21 protein-coding genes and 1 pseudogene are annotated in these 20,256 nt (G+C 45.3%); 18 read left to right on the top strand and 4 right to left on the bottom strand.

What is annotated here, in order from left to right:
- Positions 1-38: 38 nt before the first annotated feature.
- The 4 genes from GE073_RS24820 to GE073_RS24805 are packed head-to-tail and all read left to right on the top strand — an operon-like array spanning position 39 to position 4,648.
- Entirely contained in the window at positions 39-1,187 is a 1,149-nt protein-coding gene (locus GE073_RS24820) for a tyrosine-type recombinase/integrase (protein ID WP_228551779.1), read from the top strand.
- Positions 1,184-2,581 carry a tyrosine-type recombinase/integrase gene (locus GE073_RS24815; protein WP_054943613.1) on the top strand — a complete coding sequence of 466 codons (1,398 nt, stop codon included), beginning with the start codon at positions 1,184-1,186 and terminating at the stop codon, positions 2,579-2,581. The genes GE073_RS24820 and GE073_RS24815 overlap by 4 nt, the downstream gene beginning before the upstream one ends.
- Positions 2,574-4,205 carry a tyrosine-type recombinase/integrase gene (locus tag GE073_RS24810; protein WP_153784610.1) on the top strand — a complete coding sequence of 544 codons (1,632 nt, stop codon included), beginning with the start codon at positions 2,574-2,576 and terminating at the stop codon, positions 4,203-4,205. Before GE073_RS24815 ends, GE073_RS24810 begins: the two co-directional genes overlap by 8 nt.
- On the top strand, positions 4,202-4,648 hold the full coding sequence (locus GE073_RS24805; RefSeq protein ID WP_005828377.1) for a DUF6262 family protein: 447 nt from the start codon (positions 4,202-4,204) through the stop codon (positions 4,646-4,648). Before GE073_RS24810 ends, GE073_RS24805 begins: the two co-directional genes overlap by 4 nt.
- A gap of 137 nt (positions 4,649-4,785) precedes the next feature.
- On the opposite strand, the gene GE073_RS24800 is transcribed toward GE073_RS24805, so the two are convergent.
- Positions 4,786-5,682, bottom strand: coding sequence for a manganese catalase family protein (locus GE073_RS24800; protein ID WP_054943616.1), 897 nt, complete (start codon positions 5,680-5,682; stop codon positions 4,786-4,788).
- A gap of 82 nt (positions 5,683-5,764) precedes the next feature.
- Positions 5,765-6,013, bottom strand: a complete 249-nt coding sequence (locus tag GE073_RS24795) for a YuzF family protein (protein ID WP_107338596.1) — start codon at positions 6,011-6,013, stop codon at positions 5,765-5,767.
- 197 nt (positions 6,014-6,210) lie between these two features.
- Between GE073_RS24795 and GE073_RS24790 the strand changes: the two genes are divergently transcribed.
- From GE073_RS24790 to GE073_RS24755, 6 genes and pseudogenes are all read left to right on the top strand, one after another.
- Positions 6,211-6,414, top strand: a complete 204-nt coding sequence (locus GE073_RS24790; RefSeq protein WP_101807367.1) for a hypothetical protein — start codon at positions 6,211-6,213, stop codon at positions 6,412-6,414.
- A gap of 372 nt (positions 6,415-6,786) precedes the next feature.
- Positions 6,787-7,311, top strand: coding sequence for a spore germination protein (locus GE073_RS24785; RefSeq protein WP_035316911.1), 525 nt, complete (start codon positions 6,787-6,789; stop codon positions 7,309-7,311).
- Positions 7,269-7,927, top strand: a pseudogene (locus GE073_RS26120) (spore germination protein). The gene GE073_RS24785 and the pseudogene GE073_RS26120 overlap by 43 nt, the downstream one beginning before the upstream one ends.
- A gap of 199 nt (positions 7,928-8,126) precedes the next feature.
- Entirely contained in the window at positions 8,127-8,201 is a 75-nt protein-coding gene (locus GE073_RS26115; RefSeq protein WP_081494688.1) for a CHASE3 domain-containing protein, read from the top strand.
- Positions 8,202-9,107: 906 nt separating this feature from the next.
- Complete coding sequence (locus GE073_RS26010) at positions 9,108-9,521, top strand: CBO0543 family protein (protein WP_280522965.1); 414 nt, start codon at positions 9,108-9,110, stop codon at positions 9,519-9,521.
- 221 nt (positions 9,522-9,742) lie between these two features.
- Positions 9,743-10,786 carry a YkvI family membrane protein gene (locus GE073_RS24755; protein ID WP_101807371.1) on the top strand — a complete coding sequence of 348 codons (1,044 nt, stop codon included), beginning with the start codon at positions 9,743-9,745 and terminating at the stop codon, positions 10,784-10,786.
- Positions 10,787-11,665: 879 nt separating this feature from the next.
- Here GE073_RS24755 and GE073_RS24750 read toward each other — a convergent pair.
- The gene (locus GE073_RS24750; protein ID WP_007781230.1) at positions 11,666-11,872 is read right to left on the bottom strand and encodes a DUF1657 domain-containing protein; all 207 of its coding nucleotides are present in this window, start codon (positions 11,870-11,872) and stop codon (positions 11,666-11,668) included.
- A 210-nt stretch (positions 11,873-12,082) separates the two neighbouring features.
- Here GE073_RS24750 and GE073_RS24745 point away from each other — a divergent pair, with 210 nt between their 5' ends.
- The 4 genes from GE073_RS24745 to spoVAE are packed head-to-tail and all read left to right on the top strand — an operon-like array spanning position 12,083 to position 14,827.
- Positions 12,083-12,943 (top strand): DUF421 domain-containing protein, encoded by an 861-nt coding sequence (locus GE073_RS24745; RefSeq protein WP_153784609.1) that lies wholly within the window; start codon positions 12,083-12,085, stop codon positions 12,941-12,943.
- 36 nt (positions 12,944-12,979) lie between these two features.
- Positions 12,980-13,459, top strand: coding sequence for a stage V sporulation protein AC (gene spoVAC / locus GE073_RS24740; RefSeq protein ID WP_005832062.1), 480 nt, complete (start codon positions 12,980-12,982; stop codon positions 13,457-13,459).
- Between the two features lies 1 nt (position 13,460).
- Positions 13,461-14,480 (top strand): stage V sporulation protein AD, encoded by a 1,020-nt coding sequence (spoVAD, locus tag GE073_RS24735; RefSeq protein WP_127510464.1) that lies wholly within the window; start codon positions 13,461-13,463, stop codon positions 14,478-14,480.
- Positions 14,477-14,827, top strand: a complete 351-nt coding sequence (gene spoVAE, locus GE073_RS24730; RefSeq protein WP_005832063.1) for a stage V sporulation protein AE — start codon at positions 14,477-14,479, stop codon at positions 14,825-14,827. The genes spoVAD and spoVAE overlap by 4 nt, the downstream gene beginning before the upstream one ends.
- A gap of 174 nt (positions 14,828-15,001) precedes the next feature.
- Here spoVAE and GE073_RS24725 read toward each other — a convergent pair whose 3' ends face one another.
- On the bottom strand, positions 15,002-15,175 hold the full coding sequence (locus GE073_RS24725; protein WP_153784608.1) for a hypothetical protein: 174 nt from the start codon (positions 15,173-15,175) through the stop codon (positions 15,002-15,004).
- A gap of 226 nt (positions 15,176-15,401) precedes the next feature.
- On the opposite strand from GE073_RS24725, the gene GE073_RS24720 reads away from it, so the two are divergent.
- From GE073_RS24720 to GE073_RS24705, 4 genes are all read left to right on the top strand, one after another.
- Complete coding sequence (locus tag GE073_RS24720) at positions 15,402-15,605, top strand: hypothetical protein (protein WP_101807375.1); 204 nt, start codon at positions 15,402-15,404, stop codon at positions 15,603-15,605.
- Between the two features lie 536 nt (positions 15,606-16,141).
- Positions 16,142-17,632, top strand: a complete 1,491-nt coding sequence (locus tag GE073_RS24715; protein ID WP_228551777.1) for a spore germination protein — start codon at positions 16,142-16,144, stop codon at positions 17,630-17,632.
- Positions 17,632-18,789, top strand: coding sequence for a GerAB/ArcD/ProY family transporter (locus GE073_RS24710; RefSeq protein ID WP_153784607.1), 1,158 nt, complete (start codon positions 17,632-17,634; stop codon positions 18,787-18,789). The genes GE073_RS24715 and GE073_RS24710 overlap by 1 nt, the downstream gene beginning before the upstream one ends.
- Complete coding sequence (locus tag GE073_RS24705; protein ID WP_194843488.1) at positions 18,770-19,867, top strand: Ger(x)C family spore germination protein; 1,098 nt, start codon at positions 18,770-18,772, stop codon at positions 19,865-19,867. The genes GE073_RS24710 and GE073_RS24705 overlap by 20 nt, the downstream gene beginning before the upstream one ends.
- Positions 19,868-20,256: the final 389 nt, after the last annotated feature.

Here is a 20,256-nt window from a genome sequence, read left to right as displayed (position 1 = left end):
TGATATACACACTCAAGATCGGTAAAAGTGGGAAAACATTGGCTAAACATCATATAGGATTGATCTCGGTGGTGATGAATATGGGCAATCTGAAAATTGAAAAAACTCTCAATGAGGCCGGAAAACGAAATGTAGTAGTTGTGGATGAGGACTACAACATTGTCGAGGAAATAACATTGTTTCTTCACTATTTAGAAGAGAAGGGGCACTCTGAGAACACAATCGAAGGTTATAGTAGAGACTTAAAGGAATATTTCACTTGGTTAAACGAAGTGGGGCTTAAATTTTACGAGGTTAGGAAAGCGGATATGTTTTCTTGGCTTGAGTATTTGAAAACGAAAGTCGGAAAGACGGACAAAGAGAAATCTGCAAAGACAAAGAATAAGTATATGGCAACAATAGCCTCATTTTATCGATATTATGAAGTGATTGGGGGCTTTGTGACGGAGAACCCATTAACTTATAAAGATGATTCAAAAAACAGACATTTCCTAGTTCAGAAAGTTAGTCGTAAAGATATGGGTTTTAATTTCTTCCGAGTTAAAGAGAAAAAATCAGTTAAGGGTAAGCGTTTGACTCGGGAACAGGTTGAAAAGCTCTATCAAGGACTTGAGATGTTACAGTCAGATGAGAGCTTGAATGCCCGAAATCAGTTATTGTTCAGATTTCTTTATGAAACGGGTTGCCGGATTAGTGAGGCACTAGGTCTTCGTATAGGTGATTATGAGATTCAAACAAAAGTTGGGGTTATAAAGGTAAAAGAGCATGATCCACTATACCATAAAGACCACAACATCAAATCACTAGAAAGGGAAATACCCGTCAGCAGAGATATTGTCTTTGCCATAGAGGATTATATCTTGTATCATCGCCCTGATGATGGAAAACATCTTACGATATTTGTGAATCATGAAACCAGCCCTGGCCAATATATGATCCGCGATACGATAACAAAGCTCTTCAATAAGCTATCTGAACAAGTGGGTATTAAATGCACTTCTCACATGCTTAGGCACACCCATGGAACCGAACTCACCGAATCGGGATTTGATATGCGTTATGTCCAAGATAGGTTAGGTCATAATGATGTTAAGTCTACGAGTAAGTATCAACATTTGTCGCTTGAAGCGAAAACAACGGCATATGAAAGCTTCATGCGTCAGAGAAGGAGCGCGGAGTTGAATTGAGTAGAGCGTATATTTCAACAGTTGATACAAAAACTGATAGATGGGAGGTTCCGTATCAATCGAGTTATGGTGATAAATTATCTTTTGAATTTTCATATTTGCCAAATAAATGGTTCAAGAAAATACATAAGCAAATAACAATTGAATGCATGAGTCTAGGGAAGCCGAGTGTCGAAACACTGTATCGATATAATTATTCATTGAAACGGTTCTTTGAATTCCTGAAAGAATACAACTTGAAAATTATGGATTATGCCGATTTATCGCACCAAATCACTCAAATGTATATTTATTATTTACAACAGATTCAATTAGCAAACTCTACAAGATCGGTTGCTATGTCTGCACTAAAATGGGTAATAGAACATGGGCAGTTTTTTGAGTATGATGGTTTTCCGGAGGGACAGGTTTTTGATGGAGATGAGTACCAAGCACTTAAGCAAGATGATGTTTTAAGGACAAGGTATATACCCGATAATGTAATGGAACAGATTGAAATAGCTTTAAAAAAGGAGAAAAACATCCTCTTGAAGTCTATTGTGGAGATCGGCATCGATTCGGGAATCAGGCTTTCAGAGGTTTTGGACCTAACCGAGGGGTGTATAACTGAAGATTTTACAGGAAAACCCGTATTGTATGTTTTCTCTCCGAAAAATAAGGCTGACAGATATATCCCCGTATCAAATCGAGTCAAACGGGCAGTTCAACTACTTGAACAATACTCAGAAGTGGCCAGGAAAGAACTTGCAACAAACTACATTTGTCTTTACTGGCAAAAACGGAATATACGGTATGCCAGACTGCTCCAAAAAATATTTCGAGATAAACTTTATCGGTTTGTCAAAAAGCATGATATCAGAGATAACGATGGCGAATTATACCCATTAACCTTTCACGCATTTAGGCATACGCTTGGAACGGACATGCTAAACAAGGGTATGAGTATGTTTGAAATTCAAGAATATCTTGGTCATGAATCATTACACTCTACAAGTTTATATGCAAAGGTCAAAGATCCAAAAATTGAAAGCGAATATAAAAAGCTTGGATTTATCGGCTTGATAGTCAAGGAAATCAGTGAGAAGGAAATAGGAGAAGGAAAAAAAATCGACACGGAAACGCTATTGTCTGCTTCATTGCCTGATGGGGCTTGTCAGAAGCCGATAAATAATGAGGGCAAGATATGCTCTAAATTTAATATGTGCGTGATCTGTCCTAAGTTTATCACGACTCCCGAACACTTACCAATTCATAAAGACCATTTGGATCGTCTCAGAGCCAACAGAGAGGCATATATGGCTCAGGAGTACATCGGTACGACGAATCATCTTGAGACTGTTGAATACGCCTTAGAAACGATTATAGGGCGTTTGGAGGCGATGCTGAGTGGTTGAAAGTATAAAGCTTCAATTGTTTGATTACAACCCCCTAATACCCCAATTAGATTTCCGCTGCGGTAATAGTAAATTCTCAGACAATGTATGGGATTTTAACGGATTTATTAATGTAGAGCATTTGTCTGGCAAGAGGCTTATGATTGATTTTGAATTTGTTGTTGATAAGCCCAAAATGCTAGAAGTAATAAAATGGTTTATGCATCATGAGTTAACCACGGGCAAGTTTTCAACTGCCAAACGAAATTTAGACGGTGTTGTTCGATTTTCTAAATTTATAAAAGAATATGCGCCGGAAGTGGAGTCGTTTTCAGAAATTGATCAGAGTTTATTGGAGACGTATTTTACGTATTTGCCTGAAGCGAAAAGCGAGACAAGTGGTCAGTCAATAAGCTCTGTTTCAATCAAGAAAAGTGCATTGGCGTTAAAAGAAATCTTATTAAAGGGAAATATTAAAGGCTGGGATGTTCCAAAAGATGTTCGATTTGTTCAGGGCATGTACAATGAGCTCATTATTAATAACAAAGCGTTAAAGAAGGATGCCAAGCAAGCAGAGCAAGTAAACATTGATAAAATATCGGACGAACAGTTGATCGATCGGATATTGCGTAAAGCAGTAAGTGATTTAGATATGGACGAAAATATACTTGTTGCAGCTAGCGTAGTAGTTGGATTGCAGCTTGGACTTCGCATTAGCGAAATCATTACGATGTATAATGCCTCCATTGAGCCAATTGGCGGAGAAACAAAATTAGTATACAACACCGGTAAACTGCAAGCCGAACCTACGAGGGTGTATAAACCAGCGAATGCCCTTGTCGTACAAGCCATTACGAAAGTTGAAAAATACACGGATCCGTTAAGAAAAGAATCGGGCTTACCGTATTTATTTCTTAATCGAATACGTAATGTCAAAGGATATCCCGTGGGTATAGTTTCCCATGCAAATTGGTCAAAGAATTTTCTAAGACCCTGGCTTCAAAAACACAATCTCCGATATAAAAATGGAGATATTGCTGATTTTTCATCTCATACATTCCGCCACGCTTGCGCTACGTATGCTTTAAAAGGCGGGGCCTCTCTGGAAACCATACGGGAATTGTTAAATCACAAGTCCATTAGAGGTACACAGCACTATACACACCTGCTTCAAGAGGATGTAAGGAACAAGTTCGCGAAAGTATTCAATGAAGGCGCAGTTCTTGTTGGTAAGCAGGCTCTTCAAATAAAAGAAAAACTTAAAGTAATTAACCCATTCAAAGGAAAGACCATCGAACAAGTTGATAAATTGCGTAAAGCGCATAAGATTCAAATTTTGTCACATGGACTTTGTCTTCACCATCCAATGCGAAATGAACCTTGTGAAGGCGACGGGATATGTTTAGGATGCCGCAATTTTTTGACTACTCCGGACTTTCTTGAAGTTCATAAAGGCCGGTTGAAAAAAATTCGTGGCGAATTGGCATCTGCACCTGCTGGAGGTCCTTATGAGAACAAGTTAAAGACAATTGAAAAATACCTCGTAGGAATTATTGATGAGTTGGAAACCCAGGTGAATTATTCCGGAATTGATAATCATTCAGATTACAATATCACACCAAGCGAATGGGAGGGAATGGCATGAGTGACCCTTCTAAAGAAAATAAACTCGTTACACTGGAGCGTATCGAACAAGCAATAACAAACCTCCGAAAAGGAAAGAAAAAACTGTCCATATCAGCGATTGCTAAAAAAGCTGGCATTGAGCGAAAGACGATCTATAATCGTCCTGATCTTAAGGAACGCTGTGATCAAGCCATTTTGCTGCAGATGGAAATTGAAAAAGGGGCAGAAGAAATTGCAGCTACTGCAATCGAAACGTCAACCAGACCAAGCGGCAAAAGATTGCTTGAGAATCGGTATGAAAAAGTTAAGCAGGCGCTTCAGAATGAGAAGGAAAAGAACGAGAAACTTCTGGAAATATGCAGAAAACATGTCATAGAGAAAGCACAACTAAAATCTCGCATCGAATATTTAGAAAATAAAATTCAAGAACTAAGGGATAGGCAATTGAAACCATTCAAATAAAGGCTTGTGCTTGACCACCACCATGTGACGAGCCGCACGCTGGGAGTCGCGCACGGCTAATAGAAATAAACATAAATAAAGGTTTCGTATACATGCCATATAAGCAGCAACCCTTACCCGTATAGGAACGCAACACCTTACAATCCGGCGAGCTTTTGCAGCCGTTGGGCAATCTGCATAAAATCCTCATTCGAGATGCCAGGGGCAAATTCTTCCGGCACTTCTTCAAGATCGGGCACTTCCCCTCCTTGGGGAACTCCTCTGACGACTTCCAATCGCTCTCCGTCGGAAGGGTGGGATCCTTTCCAGATTTGAGCGATATCTTCATAGTCTGAATCGCTAAACGTATATAACTTTCGATGAATTCCCTGTTCTTCGTATTTGCGGGTCGCATCAAATGCCCGATTCTCAAGATTGGGAATAGGGAGCATTTTTTTGACGTCGACTCCGGTCATGATTTCGAGCGCCTTCGCGTAAGCAAGCACATGAACTCCCCCGCGGACCAGCAAGTAACCCGTCATTTCGCGGGCGACAGGATGATCTGTCATCTCGTACACGCGCATCTTATGGGTGCGGGCGCCGCATTCGAGAAAAAAGTTATGCAGCAGATCAAGTACCAGATTGCCACTGTTAAAGACATAATCACCGTTCCATGCTTTGCCCATCGAATCGCCGGGCAACGAGGTTTGAGCCGTTGCAATAAAATGGTAGGTATTGCGTTTGTCAAGCCCGTTGCGCAGAGGAGCCGCATCCGGATCTGCCGGAAATGTGGAACCGGACAGGCATAAATTAATGGAATTCATCACCAATTCCACATGGCCAACCTCCTCCGCCGTAATGCTGGCCACAAGTTCATAAAAGGGCTTCAGCTTTTTTTTGCTGCGAAAATTCGAAGATTGGACCAAATAATTATTCAACGTAGACATCTCCCCGAAACGGCCGCCTAATAGTTCCTGCACAGCCGCCGCGGCGTTGGCGTCCGGATGTTTGGGAACAGGCAATGCAATGGGCAATCGATTGATGCGCTTGAACATGGCGGACATCATCCCCTTATCAGATTAATAGTTCTTATTATCTTTATGACAGGGAACGTTTGTCTCATGCCGCGCCGGAGCGCTAAGAGGGCATAACCCAAATCATTTGCTGCGTGCGCAGAAAAAATGAGGAATTGTCTGTTTGCAGCAAGACATGATCCGGTTTCACGTCGGTTATCGTACCCCGAACAGGGCCCCGAAACGTTTCAATAACCACCGGCTTTCCTTGAAGCGAGCGCAAGGTGTGATAAAAATACGGGTCAACCAAGGTTACTGTGGATAATGCGGGATTTGCCGTTTCCCTGTACATTCCATTCGGATAAGCATACACGATGAAATCTCCTCCTCATTCTCGTTACCATTTAGCCTATGCCGAAGTAAGGAAGGATGTGTCTCCGCCTGCGTATAGACAAACAACCCGATAAAAATGACCGGAAACCGGGCGGATGCCGGTGTCGCTTCTACACGTCTGCCATAGACTGATGCTGTAAGTTCAAAATTCACCTACCCAAGGAGGAATGGTATCGAATGCAGTTTACTAAACAGGCAATGCCCATGTTTACGCATGACCACGCCGTTTATGTCAGGCAAATGCACGACTGGCACATGAAAATGGCTCAATATCACGACCAATTGCGTGCCTTTCATCTGGAAAGAGCGAAACAATTTCAAAAGCTGGCCGAAGAAAGAGCGAAAACGTCAGAAATATCCAGCGATACCAGCGCCGCTTAAAGGCGAACCGACATGGAGCGATGTGATGAGTTGGCAGCATTCCGAATCAAAATCTGGGACCGTTATGTAACCCTTCGTTCCCAATATGGAACCCGGATGCCCTTGTCTTTCGATCAGTTCTGGTACGACTTTTTGGCCAGGCACATGATATCCGACAGCAAGGTTGAGAAAGTGTATGAGGACTTCTGCAACAACTGGGAGAAGTAGTGTTCGCAAAATGTTCACGATTCAAGCCACCGGTAGTAAAATCGGTGGTTTTTTCACGAACCGACTCATAATCTCAAGACTGCCAACAACCCGGAACTGCGAAGCATGTTTTTTGTTATATCGGGAAAAATAATACATGGACTGAACGCGAAAGGCAGGGAGACGATGCGTTGGATCGGTTGGTTTAAAAAGCAAGACAAAAGCGATACGCCAAAAGAAGCCGATACCCAACCTCCTGCAGGTAACTTGTCTCCGCAGCACGTGCAGCAATTGTTTCACGATATTCACGATGCACAAGTGCATGAGTTGGATGCGGGAGGGCGGAAAGTCAAGCTGTTCTACATCCGTTCCTTTGTGGATCAAAATCAGGTCGAAAGCGACATCGTGCTTCCCCTTTTGCACGCCCCGGACGAACAAGCAGGACAAAAGGTGATTTCCGAAGATCGGGTGGACGTAACGACGCTGCAGCAAACCGAAGAGCTCATCTTGCAAGGAGGAATCCTTGTTTTTGATGAAATCGGGAACGTTTGTGCAATCAAAAAGCAGAATCAGTTGGGCCGCGCCATCGATTCTTCCGAGCAGGAATCGATTGTGTACGGCCCTAAAGACAGCCTAACCGAGCAGTTGGACAAAAGCTTGAGCTTAATTTGTTTCAATCCCCAGAAGACTATGTACATCGCTGGTTGGTAAGCACCTTCCTGCGGGGACTTCGTTTTGTCGCGTTTGTAATTGCTTTGTTTTTGACCCCGGCTTACGTAGCGGTGACGGTTCATCATTATCAGGTGGTTCCTTTGGAGATGCTATTTCTTCTGATGTAATCACGGAGTGAAATTCCATATCCACCGTTCTGGGAGGCGCTGCTCATGCTGCTGACTCTGGAAATATTAAAGGAAGCCAGTATGCGCATGCCCACCAAATCCAGCCAAACACTCGGCATCGTAGGCGGTATTGTCATCGGTCAAGCAGCCGTGGAGGCGGGAATCGCAAGCAACGTGATGGTGATTGTAATCGCCATTTCCGCCATGCCTCCTTTCTCGTTCCCAATTATTTAATGACAAATGCGAGCAAGCTTCTTCAATTTTCACTGTTGATTCTGGCGGCATGGCTTGGCATGTGGGGTATCGGTCTTGGTTTGATCTGGTTCTGCATCCACCTGCATGGACTGACTTCGCTCGGGCAGCCGTACTTGCAACCACTTAGCCCGTTTTTTGCTAGCGACTGGAAAGATACAGTGCTTCGTTTGCCGCTATCCAAAATGCGTACAAGGCCAGCTTATTTGAAGACGTTGCAACGGCGATGCGCGTAACCGGGAGGAAACCGTGATGTCCCCCCCTGTGCGTCCGGTCAGTTTGTATTCGATTTCAGCGCCTTTCGGATTTTTGTCCCTCGCTTTCTGGGCAAACCGGATGCAGATGGCTGCATTCCAGAAGGAAACCGAGTTTATTACGAATCATGATATGGAAGTACACAGCCTGGCTCAATCCATCGAATAAGATCTTGTCGATATGGAAACGGGCCAGCGTGGTTTTGTGATAATCGGAGAAGCGCAATATTTGGATCCTTATAATAACGGGAATTAAAACTGGCAGACGTACTATGACGCTCTGTTCGGACTTGTCGCCGATAACCCGGACTAGCAGGAAAAACTGAAATTCAAGTCGCCGGAGAGAAAGTGATTGCTTTGCTCGCTTCGCGCGTTAGTTGGAAAATTCAAAGTATAATTTTCGAAGACAACTTATCCTGCGAAATAGGACCAAAGCCCGGCTGTTGTCCAATATGGACAGATCCGGTCTTTGATATTTGTATGCGGGGGCTGGAGTAGATTGGATCAAAGTGGAACTTTCACGATGCGGATTGCTGCTTGGCGGAATAGGATAATTCGTTTCTGGACAACTTAAATGCTGTTTGCATAAATTTGGAAAGGTGGATACCTGCATGTCACCAACATCCAGTACAAGCGTTGAAAACCGGACTACCTCTGCCCCAAGACAACCGAATCGATGCAAAAATTGCATCTGGGGCAACTGGGATGGACTGAAACAATTTTGTTCAAAACCTGTCTGCATTAAGAATCAACCGCTATAATTGAAAAACGCCAACAAATGTCAAGGAGAGGGATGAGTTTCCATTTAGCCATTGCTTTGTGGACAGTATTGTGTTTCCGCTGAAAGGTAACGTCCAACTTCTGGCGGGATTGCCTGTTCAGAAGTTGCTGAATATAATGACCGTATTCACAGGAATCGAAAAGGATGCGTCCTCATTATGTTGGCCTGCAGGAACGGGATACTCGAAGCCATAGCGAGATTGAAAGAGTCCGCCATCGCTTGGGGCAATCGATACGAAGAGCGAGCGGCTTTCTGCAAGGCTTGGCGACCGCTTCAGGATTTTCGAAACGGTTCCTGCCGTGCTGCACCAAGAAGTCGACAAGACGTTGGACAGACATCTCAGCAAGCTCTTCGATCGATTCGAACTCCTGGCTATTTTGAATCGGATTTCGGGATAAGAGGGCTACGGGACAGTTTCTACTATCCGGGCTTACGATGATTATCGTGTCGTCGTGGCTGGACCAGCTTGGGATTGCCATGGGACTTTGGCATTATCACTGGGAAGTCATACCATTCATGCCCGCTAATTTTCCATGGAATTTTTCACTTCTTCCCGTCACGGTTATGTTCTTACACCAGTACAAGTCTGGCATACATCCGTTGTTCAAAGCTCTCCTATTTGGGGGATTTTCCGCTTTTGTGGCCGAGCCGGTCTCACAAATGGCCGATTTATACCACCCCGTTCACTGGAAACATACATATTCGTTTCCTATCTATGTGGGGCTATATCTGCTGGCTTCGAGCATCGCCAAGCGGGGCGTTGATTGCACAGATTCATCCTCGGTAGATAAATAAAGGCCAAAACCATAAGTTTACCGATTCCAAAAATCATGCCCAGATTCATGAGCTGCATATTTACCATGTCATTGTTAAAGACTCAAGTTTGTTAATTGATGATCTACCGGACCACTATCGATTCTCGTCATAACGGCTGACAACGAGTTCCTTTTGGAATAAGCATTTTTTTTAAGTATAGAATTTAATGATTCTATACTATACCAGGACATGGGTGAAATATGAAGAAAAATACAAGTATGATAATACAAATCGCCGCAACATATTCGGGAACCGTGGTGGGAGCCGGATTTGCTTCAGGACAGTCGATTATGCAGTTTTTCACGGTATACGGAGCCTATGGGGTATTAGGCATTTTATGCAGCACCTTTCTTTTTGTGTGGATCGGCACTAAAATGATGATTCTAGCTCACCATATCAAAGCATTTTCATATCAGGAGTTTAATGTTTATCTGTTTGGCAAGATTTTCGGCAAAGTCGCAAATGCCTTGACTTTAATTATTCTATTTGGGGTAACGGCCGTGATGCTTTCAGGAACCGGTACCATTTTCGAAGAACAACTCCGTCTACCCTATCAACTGGGTATTATCATCAGCATCGTTTTGTGTTATCTGGTGATGACGAAGGAAATCAGCGGAATTATGTTCGTAAACTCGTTAGTTGTTCCCATGATGCTTTTTTTCACTTTTCTCCTTGTCGTAAAGGTTGTCAATGTAGACAATATTTTTGAGACTGTCGGTTGGCAGAACCAACAACTGTACAATTTGAAGTGGTTCGTGAGTCCGTTTGTGTATGCAGGATTGAATTTTGCTTTTATTCTAGCCGTTATGGTTCCTCTGGGGAGTGAGGTGGATGACGAAAGCGCATTAAAATGGGGAGGGTTTTGGGGAGGCATTGGTCTTGGTTTTATGCTTCTTGTCAGCCATTTTGCAATGAGCTCAAAGATGCCCGAGATTCTTCAATACGATATTCCGATGGCCGAGATTATTCGAGATTTCGGGCGGTATTTTCATGTATTGTTTTTGCTCGTAATCTATGGAGAAATATTCACCACATTGATAGGCAATGTATTCGGAATTTCTCGTCAAATCCAAAGTCTTTATAATCTTCCTAAAAGTTGGTTGGTTCTTGGCATATTACTTGCTAGTTTTTTGATTAGTCAAGCCGGGTTCACCTCCTTACTTGCTTATCTTTATCCGCTATTTGGGTATATGGGTTTGATACTTCTTATTTTTTTAGCAGTTCAACGGATGCCCAGGGACTAAGTCTCCATATTTTTATAAGTTGATTTCGGCACGAAATCTAACTATTAGCTCTTCTATCATGACTAATTTTAAAAAGTTCCTGCAACAAATGCCGGACTCCGATATAGAGTATTCCTCGCCATCTAATTCCTGAAACTTGCCGATGATCTTTAAAGTCACATCCGTTATAAAGAAGATGGTAATTTTTCTACTATCGGAAGTAAGGCACAAGATTCCAAAGACTTCTTGTACCTAAATGGCATTCATTTCATTCAAGGCAATGAACTCAGTACTCAACTCTGCGAACCGATTTCAACCTCTAATGTAAATTCGTATTGGTACAAGCGTTCGTGCATCTTTAGTATGAATGTTCTTACCAGTCTTTGTTGATTCCGCACCGCAATATTCCAAATGGGCGTCGAATACTGCTTGCAGTTCGTTTTCAGGTTTACCTACTTATTCAGTATGGGTGTCGCGCCAAAAGCGACATTCGAACCTTTAATCCGGTATATTCATCCCCGATATTGATGCCTCCAGTAAAAGCTTCCTGACCATCGAATACAACAATCTTACAATGATTTCGGCAACTCCAATAGGACAGCGCCCAAGGGAAGCGAATGGGGAAAAAAGATCGGCATTCAATTCCAACCTTCATCATTTGGCGGCCGTAGCCATGGGCGTGCGTTGGGCCTAGGGGGAACTTGGATACTGTCAGCTTTAGCAGTGGCGATGGGGGCGGCAGTGTTTAGGTTTATCCAAGGTTAGCTGTCTAAACAATAGAATAGTGGCGAAAAGAGATCAAACCCTACTCAACTTGTAGGGTTTGATCTCTTTTCTAATCTGTTCACCGATGAAAACAGACAAGCCATGTCCTCAATATTCATGGTTTGTCTGTTTTTCTTAAAACCCCTTATATTGAGGCTCTTCATTTTCCAACTGTTGTACGCGGCTTTCTACTTGCTGCACGATTTGTTGGGTTTGTTGGGCCGCATTCGTAAAGAGCGATTTTGCTTCTTGATTTTGTGTTTCCAAAGCAAATTGTTCCAGACTCGCCTGAGCACTTTTTAAAGATGCTACGCACGTTTTCACTTGAGAAGCAACTGTCACGGAATGTCACCTCCTTTACCTTAGGATAGGATAATGTTTCACGGGTAATAGGAATAGATGCTTGCATTCTCCCAATACCGAAATTATTATTTCCGTCTCGCAACAAAAGCATACGTTAGAAAAATTTTCAGATGGAAATGCATGAAAATAATGGAATAGGGACATATTAACCTTTGTCGATTAATGTGATTGGAAAGGAATGGTGATATTATGCCGGATTGGGTAGAAATCGCTTTGCGAACGTTATTGGCTATGGGGGTTCTTTTTGTCCTAACGAAGATATTGGGTAAACGACAGGTATCACAGCTTTCATTGTTTGAGTATATCACCGGAATCACGATCGGCAGCCTTGCAGCTTACGTTTCGTTGGATCTGGAGTCCAATTGGTATCTGGGCTTGGTTTCGATGACGGTTTGGACCGTTGTTTCTTTAGGGATTGAATTTTTACAGCTGAAAAGCAAAACGGCAAGAGACCTATTCGACGGCAAAGCAACAGTGCTCATTAAGGACGGCAAGATCATGGAGGATAACCTAAAAAAAGAAAGGATTACCACGGATGAACTTATGGAACAGCTTCGAATAAAGAATGTGTTCAAAGCTGCCGATGTTGAATTCGCCATCATGGAGTCAAGCGGTGACGTTAGCGTTCTTTTAACCAAGGAAAATCAACCGTTAACGCCTAAACACCTGGGAATAAATGTCGGGCCAGAACAAGAACCTCAATCGGTCATTATGGATGGAAAAATAATGGACGAACCGCTTGCCACGATAGGTCTAAACAGGAAATGGCTGGATACGGAACTGGAGAAATTAGGTGTTTCGATTGATAACGTATTTCTTGGACAGGTGGATTCCTATGGCCAGCTATACGTTGATTTATTTGATGATCAGATCAAAGTACCGAAACCCCAGAAAAAAGCCGCGTTGCTTGCAACATTGAAAAAGTGTGAAGCGGATCTCGAAATGTTTGGCTTATCTACCAAAGAACAAAATACAAAGCAGATGTACGAGCAATGTTCAAAAGCGTTAGAAGAGATTATTGGTGAAGTGAAACCATTGCTGATTCGTTAACTATACGCCAGCTGAAAAAATACGAGGAGAATGTTCATGGCTAATAATATAAAGAAAAATTTAACGCGGGTACAACAGGAATATAAAGAATTGGCGCAAAGCGTCGAACCTCCGAGGCCCATACTCAAAAACTTCATTCGTGCGTTTATAGCTGGCGGGGCCATTTGTTTGGTTGGACAAGCCATCCAGGAAATGTTTGTGCATTGGGGCGGCTTTGATGAGAAAAAAGCTGGAGACCCTACCGTGGCGGTTATGATACTCCTTTCTGTCATTCTGACCAGCATGGGGGTGTACGATAAGTTTGCCCAATGGGCTGGTGCGGGTTCCGCAGTGCCTGTGACGGGATTTGCGAATTCGATGGCATCCGCTGCGATTGAACATCAGAGTGAAGGTATGGTGCTCGGTGTTGGCGGTAAAATGTTTAAACTGGCTGGACCGGTTATTGTATTTGGTACAGTCGCCGCCTTTGCGGTAGGAATTGTACATTTGCTGATCAAAGGCGGGGGAGGCTCTTAATATGTTAAAGGGACACCAGAGTTGGCTATTTGAGAACAAGCCGTTCATCCGATCAACAGCAACGGTAGTGGGTCCATTTGAAGGAAGAGGCCCGCTGGCCAAAGATTTTGACATTGTCCATGGAGAATCCATGATGGGACAAAAGAGCTGGGAGAAAGCAGAAAAGGTATTGATTGAAGAAGCGGCAAAACTGGCTATTGAAAATGCGGGGTTGACAAAGGAACAAGTCCAGTTTTACATAGGCGGGGATTTGATGAATCAAATCATTAGCAGCAGTTTTGCCGCGCGAACATTATCGATCCCTTACATCGGTGTGTTTGGCGCTTGTTCAACCTCGATGGAAAGTCTGGCATTAGCAGCTAACCTTGTAAATTCCGGTTCGGCGAAATTTGTGTTGGCGGGGACATGCAGCCATGATTCCAGTGCGGAGAAACAGTTCCGATATCCGACCGAGTACGGTTCGCAAAAACCGCCTACCGCCCAATATACGGTAACCGGGGCCGGTGCTGCCATCGTATCCATGGAAGGTGACGGACCGGTTGTTACATCTGCCACCATTGGCCGGGTTATCGATATGGGCATTAAAGATCCGTTTAATATGGGCGCAGCGATGGCTCCTGCAGCGGTAGACACCATTGAGGCGCATGTTCGAGATTTGGGAATTGAACCGGGTTATTACGATTTGATCGTTACCGGCGATCTTGCGAAAGTCGGATATGAAATCGCCTGTAAATTGTTTAAGAAACATAACTTTCCCATCGAACAAACCGAATATTCCGATTGCGGGATGATGATTTACGATTATGAAACCCAAATGGTTCAGGCCGGAGCAAGCGGCTGCGGTTGTTCGGCAGTTGTTACCTATGGACATTTGCTAAATCGGATGCGAAGAGGTGAACTGAAACGAATCCTCGTTGTCGCTACGGGGGCGCTGCTATCCCCGATTTCATTTCAACAAGGGGAAAGCATTCCTTGTATCGCTCATGCCGTATCCATAGAGGCAGGAAGGGAGATATTATGATTTTTCTTTGGGCTTTTTTGGTGGGAGGTGCAATCTGTGTTTTCGGACAATTTTGTTTTGATGTCTTGAAACTTACACCGGCCCACACCATGACCCTGCTTGTTGTATTGGGTGCGATTGTCGACGGAATTGGATGGTATGATCCGCTGATTGAATTTGCCGGGGCAGGAGCATCGGTCCCGATTACAAGCTTTGGTAACGCGCTTGTCCATGGTGCGCTTCAAGAACTAAAGAGCAATGGCTGGATTGGGATCATCACCGGAATTTTCGAAGTGACCAGTGCCGGAATATCCGCAGCGATTATTTTTTCGTTTCTCGCTGCATTGTTCGTAAAACCCAAAGGATAATACGGGGCCCAATCCGAATTTCGTTGGCTAAAATACACTGTAACGGTCGGTCAGGGCGATCCCTAACCGGCCGGTTTTGATTATGAGAAACATTTACTTGTTCCAATCTGTACGGAATGTCCCCATCGATAATCTCAAAGGTTACGTTGACCAAGCTATAAAAGCCATATACTGTCAGACGCTATTTATTTCGGTTCCTATATTCTCCATCACTTCTTTGGTTCGCTCCATTAAACTCGGCTCGGTTGGAACATTTTCACTTGCCTTTCCATCCAAGATTATTGGAGATTTGTTACTTGTCGTTTTGATTCGCTGTTTAAATTGTGATTTAAGTTCGCTTTTTTCCATACTTTCTCCTTTTCATTCGCCATTTTCAGAATATGCAACTGATATTATTCCGATTTTCATATCCTTTATGCATCATAGGAGTCAGGTCCCCCAAAGGCTGTGTTTCCGCCTGCATATAGACAACCAACCCGATAAAATGACCGGAAACCGGGCGGAATTCTATGCGCCTGCCATAGAATAATGCTGTAAGTTCAACTTTACCTAACCCAAGGAGGAATGTTTTCAAATGCAGTTTACTAAACAGGCAATGCCCATGTTTACGCATGACCACGCCGCTTATGTCAGGCAAATGTACGACTGGCACATGAAAATGGCTCAATATCACGACCAATTGCGTGCCTTTCATCTGGAAAGAGCAAAACAATTTCAAAAGCTGGCCGAAGAAAGAGCGAAAACGTTAGAAATATCCAGCGATACCAGCGCCGCTTAAAGGCGAACCGACATGGAGCGATGTGATGAATTGGCAGCATTCCGAATCAAAATCTGGGACCGTTATGTAACCCTTCGTTCCCAATATGGAACCCGGATGCCCTTGTCTTTCGATCAGTTCTGGTACGACTTTCTGGCCAGACACATGATATCCGACAGCGGAGTCGAGCAAGTGTATGAGGACTTCTGCAACAACTGGGAGAATCAGTGTTTGCGAAATGTTCACGATTCAAGCCACCGGTGGGAAGGAGGCCACTGAAAAAGACACGTTTTTCTGTGATGCATCGATTTTTAAGTTTGATGTTGCAGAAAAATAAGGAAAAGTCCGTTTAAAGCCGTCTCACAGGCTAAAAACGGACTTTTTGCATCGCAGAACGAAGGCGAGGGGACTTTTTTCAGTGGCCTCGCAGGAAGCCCGTGGTTTTTTCACGAACCGACTCATCATCGCAGGACTGCCAACAGCCCGGAACTGCGAGGTATGTTTTTTGTCATATCGGGAAAAATAATATATGGACTAAACGCGAAAGGGGGGAGCCGATGCGTTGGATCGGCTGGTTTAAAAAGCAAGACAAAAGCGATACGCCAAAAGAAGCCGACACTCAACCTCCCGCAGGCAACTTGTCTCCGCAGCACGTGCAGCAATTGTTTCACGATATTCACGATGCACAGGTGCATGAGTTGGATGCGGGAGGGCGGAAAGTCAAGCTGTTTTACATCCGTTCCTTTGTGGATCAAAAACAGGTCGAAAGCGACATCGTGCTTCCCCTTTTGCACGCCCCGGACAAACAAGCAGGACAAAAGGTGATTTCCGAAGATCGGGTGGACGTAACGACGTTGCAGCAAGCCGAAGAGCTCATCCTGCAGGGAGGAATTCTTGTTTTTGATGAAACCGGGAACGTTTGCGCAATCAAAAAGCAGAATCAGCTCGGCCGCGCCATCGAGTCTTCCGAGCAGGAATCGATTGTTTACGGTCCCAAAGACAGCCTGAACGAGCGGCTTGACAAAAACTTGACCTTAATCCGTCGCCGGCTGCCCGTAGCAAGCCTAAAGTCAAAGAAATGGACCGCCGGATCGTTAAGCAAAACTTCTGTTGTGCTGCTGTACATGGAAGGTATTGTCAATCCGGAACTGGTGCGGATCGCAGATATGAAGACGAAACAAATTGATTTCGATGTGCTTCTCGATTCTTCCCATATCTCCGCTTTGATGGAGGACCACGTCAACAGCGTTTTTCCGCAATTTCAACAGACGGACCGTCCGGATGTGCTGGCCGCGGCGCTGGCCAGCGGCAAAGTGGTCTGGCTGGTGGACAACACGCCGTTTGCGCTTGTAGCGCCCATTACGTTCTTTGATCTGTTTCAGTCCCCGGAGGACTATATTCACCGATGGATGGTGGGCAGCTTCCTGCGGGGGCTTCGTTTTGTCGCGTTCGTGGCTGCACTGTTTTTGACCCCGGCTTACGTGGCGGTGACGGTTCACCATTATCAGATGGTTCCGCTGGAGATGCTGTTTGTCCTCATGCAATCCCGCAGTGAAATTCCGTATCCTCCGTTCTGGGAAGCGCTGCTCATGCTGCTGACGCTGGAGATATTAAAGGAAGCCAGTTTGCGCATGCCAACCAAATCCGGCCAAACGCTCGGCGTCGTGGGCGGTATTGTCATCGGTCAAGCGGCCGTGGAAGCAGGAATCGCTAGCAATGTGATGGTCATTGTGATCGCCATCTCCGCCATCGCCTCGTTTCTCGTTCCCAACTATTTGATGACGAACGCGAGCAAACTGCTCCAATTTTTCCTGCTCGTTCTGGCGGCATGGCTTGGCATGTGGGGCATCGGGTTCGGTTTGCTCTGGCTGTGCATCCACCTGCATGGGCTGACTTCGCTCGGGCAGCCGTATTTGTCCCCGCTAAGCCCGTTTTTTGCAAGCGACTGGAAAGATACGGTGTTTCGTGCTCCGCTGTCCAGGATGCGCACAAGGCCGGCTTATTTGAAGCCGCTGCAGCGGATGCGCGTTACCGGGAGGAAACCGTGATGGCTTCTCGTGTAGGTTCGGCCGGTTTGTTTTCGATTTCAGCGCCCTTCGGTTTCTTGTCCCTCGCCTTCTGGGCGAACCGGATGCAAACGTTATATTATCTTTTATATTTGCCCAGTGTGCTTGCGGAGCCGGTTATGATCGGCCTCATCCTGCTGGCGGCGGGATGCTCGCACCTCAACATTTTGATGATTGCCCGCTGTTTTGCATGGAAAGAAACGCCCGGCGGTTATCTCGGCATCGTCCGCACGTTGGGAACGGCGGTGTCTTTCCTGTTTTTGCTTGCGGGGCTGTTCGCTGTTTTGATGAAAGGTATCGTGCTGATGATGGGTTATGTCGATATTGTGCACCATATTTTGTTTCCCGCCTTACATGCTACGTTGTATGGCATCCTGCTATTGTGTGCTTGCGTATACCTGGCTCGATTGGGCATGGAGAAGACCATTCGTTTTGCGATCGTTGCGTTTGTCGGCACGATATGGGTTACCTTCCTGTACGTGCCGTTCGCGTTTTCGCCGGCTGCCGAATACCGCCATCTGCTCCCTCTTCTTCCGGAGCACATGCCCCAAGGCATCTGGCAAGCCTTTCTTACGGTATGGGCGGCGTTCTCCGGTCCCGAATATATGCTGGCATTGCCGAAAGAGGCGGTAGACGCGAAGAAATTGAAAACGGCTCTCATTGCCGCCAATGCATTTACCGCATTCGAATACATATTCTTTTTTGTCATTTGCCTGACGTTTTACGGATCCGATTATTTGCAACTGCAAGACTTGCCGATCGCCGATCTGATCCGGTATATTCAGCTTCCTTTCGCCGAACGGCTGGAAATGATCCTGATTCCAGCCTACGCCATTTCCTTCGTTTACGTCGTCGCCATCCTTCTATTGTATGCGGCGGGAGCAATCCAATGTCTTGCGCGTAGTCGTCTTTCAGCAGGAAGAGCGCCGCTTTGGTTGGCGTTTTTGATGATGCTTCTGCTGACATGGATGGCCGGTCGCTGGATATGGCCGGACGAATGGAAAGCCAAGGAGTGGATCACCTGGCTTTCATGGCTGGATGCCAGCACCTATACTGTTTTGCCTTTCGGCTTCTTCCTCTTGGGATGGATCACGATTCGCAGGAAATGGAGGGTCCGACATGCCGGCGGCTCGAAATAAATGGTTTCTTCTTTTGTGGATGTTGCTCGTTCTCGGCGGTTGCTCGTTTGTCGATAAAACCAATACCATTGAGGAAATATCGCCGGTTGTATTGCTTTATCTGGATGAAGGGAACGACGGATCCGTAAAGCAGTCTACCATCATTTCCCCGCTGAAGAAAGAGAAAAAGAGCGTGATTACCACGTCCTCCAATACGTTAATCGAAGGGAGATACTTACGAAACTTGAAGTATTACCGGGAAACGAAAGGGGGGCAGATCCGAATGATTTTCTTCTCCGAAGCCATGGCTAACCGGGGGCTGACGTCTCTGCTCGATACGTTACTGCGTGATCCCGAAATTTCCAGCCACGTGTTTCTCTCCGTTGTAAGCGGCGATATGATCGGATATCTGAACAGGCAGATGCAGAGCGGGCAGGAGGAAATCGACTTGTATCTGTACAAAATGTTTTCGCATTACGAAAAGCAAGGGCAATTGACGACAAGCAACGTGCATGAATTCCTGGCCAGGGTGTACAACCCTTATGCCGATCCGGTTCTTCCCTATTACGCCGTCGCGAACAATGAACTTCGTTATTCCGGGACGGCGCTGTTCCGCGGGGATAAGATGGTCGGAAAGATTCCGCTGTCCGATGACGTCTTTTTCCAAATGCTGCGTGAAAAGAGAGGCGTTCAAAAGACGGTGCCGCTAACGGAGGCGGATGTCGTGCTCGGCAGTATCAAAACCGAGCGGCAAATTCATTTTACCGATTCGTTCCGGAACGTTCATATTGACGTGATGCTTAAAGGACGGGTGGAAGAAGTCCCCGCTGGACAGAAGACGGACAGCCCACGGGAACTGCAGGAGTTCGAGCGTACTCTTGAACGGAGAATCCAGGAGAAGCTGGAGAAAGTCATCGAGCGAACGCAGTTGTTATCTGTCGACCCGTTTGGCCTGGGCATGCACACGGTAGGATGGAAGGAACAGCCATTCACCCGTGAGCAGTGGAACAAACGATGGCCGGATATGGACGTGACGATCCATGTTTCGCTGAAGCTGGAGCATACCGGGATGCTCGATTCGCATGCGGACCGGCGATGAAGACGTAGCTCGCGCGCCCTGTGTCGCTCGCCAATTAACGCGTCTTCATGACATGGAACGTTTGAAGCCGCGTACAAAAGCGCTTACATTACCCAAACAGCAAGTTCCCTGCGGATTGTAGATCTCGCATGCGCAGCGACCAGCCTGTAGCTGAGTTTTGATCCGGTAGGGACACGCATAGGTGGGATCAAAGCGGAACTTTCACGATGCGGATTGCTTCTTGGCGGAATAGGATGATTCGTTTCTGGACAAATTAAATGCTGTTTGCATAAATCTGGAAAGGCGGATGCCTGCATGTCACCAACATTCAGTACAAGCGTTGAAAACCGGACTATATCCGGCCCAAGACAACCGAATCGATGCAAAAATTGCATCTGGGGCAACTGGGA

This window comes from Paenibacillus sp. B01, from assembly GCF_009649995.1.
Taxonomy (GTDB): domain Bacteria; phylum Bacillota; class Bacilli; order Paenibacillales; family Paenibacillaceae; genus Paenibacillus_O; species Paenibacillus_O pasadenensis.
The sequence above is the reverse complement of the archived record's forward strand: the minus strand, read 5'-3'. Positions and strand labels throughout refer to the sequence as shown.

Bases quoted from the DNA above. Each gene is read 5' to 3' on its own strand.
- GE073_RS24805 (WP_005828377.1), top strand. From the start codon at position 4,202: ATGAGTGACCCTTCTAAAGAAAATAAACTCGTTACACTGGAGCGTATC.
- GE073_RS24800 (WP_054943616.1), bottom strand. From the start codon at position 5,682: ATGTTCAAGCGCATCAATCGATTGCCCATTGCATTGCCTGTTCCCAAA.
- GE073_RS24790 (WP_101807367.1), top strand. From the start codon at position 6,211: ATGCAGTTTACTAAACAGGCAATGCCCATGTTTACGCATGACCACGCC.
- GE073_RS24785 (WP_035316911.1), top strand. From the start codon at position 6,787: ATGCGTTGGATCGGTTGGTTTAAAAAGCAAGACAAAAGCGATACGCCA.
- GE073_RS24755 (WP_101807371.1), top strand. From the start codon at position 9,743: ATGAAGAAAAATACAAGTATGATAATACAAATCGCCGCAACATATTCG.
- GE073_RS24745 (WP_153784609.1), top strand. From the start codon at position 12,083: ATGCCGGATTGGGTAGAAATCGCTTTGCGAACGTTATTGGCTATGGGG.
- spoVAC (WP_005832062.1), top strand. From the start codon at position 12,980: ATGGCTAATAATATAAAGAAAAATTTAACGCGGGTACAACAGGAATAT.
- spoVAD (WP_127510464.1), top strand. From the start codon at position 13,461: ATGTTAAAGGGACACCAGAGTTGGCTATTTGAGAACAAGCCGTTCATC.
- spoVAE (WP_005832063.1), top strand. From the start codon at position 14,477: ATGATTTTTCTTTGGGCTTTTTTGGTGGGAGGTGCAATCTGTGTTTTC.
- GE073_RS24725 (WP_153784608.1), bottom strand. From the start codon at position 15,175: ATGGAAAAAAGCGAACTTAAATCACAATTTAAACAGCGAATCAAAACG.
- GE073_RS24720 (WP_101807375.1), top strand. From the start codon at position 15,402: ATGCAGTTTACTAAACAGGCAATGCCCATGTTTACGCATGACCACGCC.
- GE073_RS24715 (WP_228551777.1), top strand. From the start codon at position 16,142: ATGCGTTGGATCGGCTGGTTTAAAAAGCAAGACAAAAGCGATACGCCA.
- GE073_RS24710 (WP_153784607.1), top strand. From the start codon at position 17,632: ATGGCTTCTCGTGTAGGTTCGGCCGGTTTGTTTTCGATTTCAGCGCCC.
- GE073_RS24705 (WP_194843488.1), top strand. From the start codon at position 18,770: ATGCCGGCGGCTCGAAATAAATGGTTTCTTCTTTTGTGGATGTTGCTC.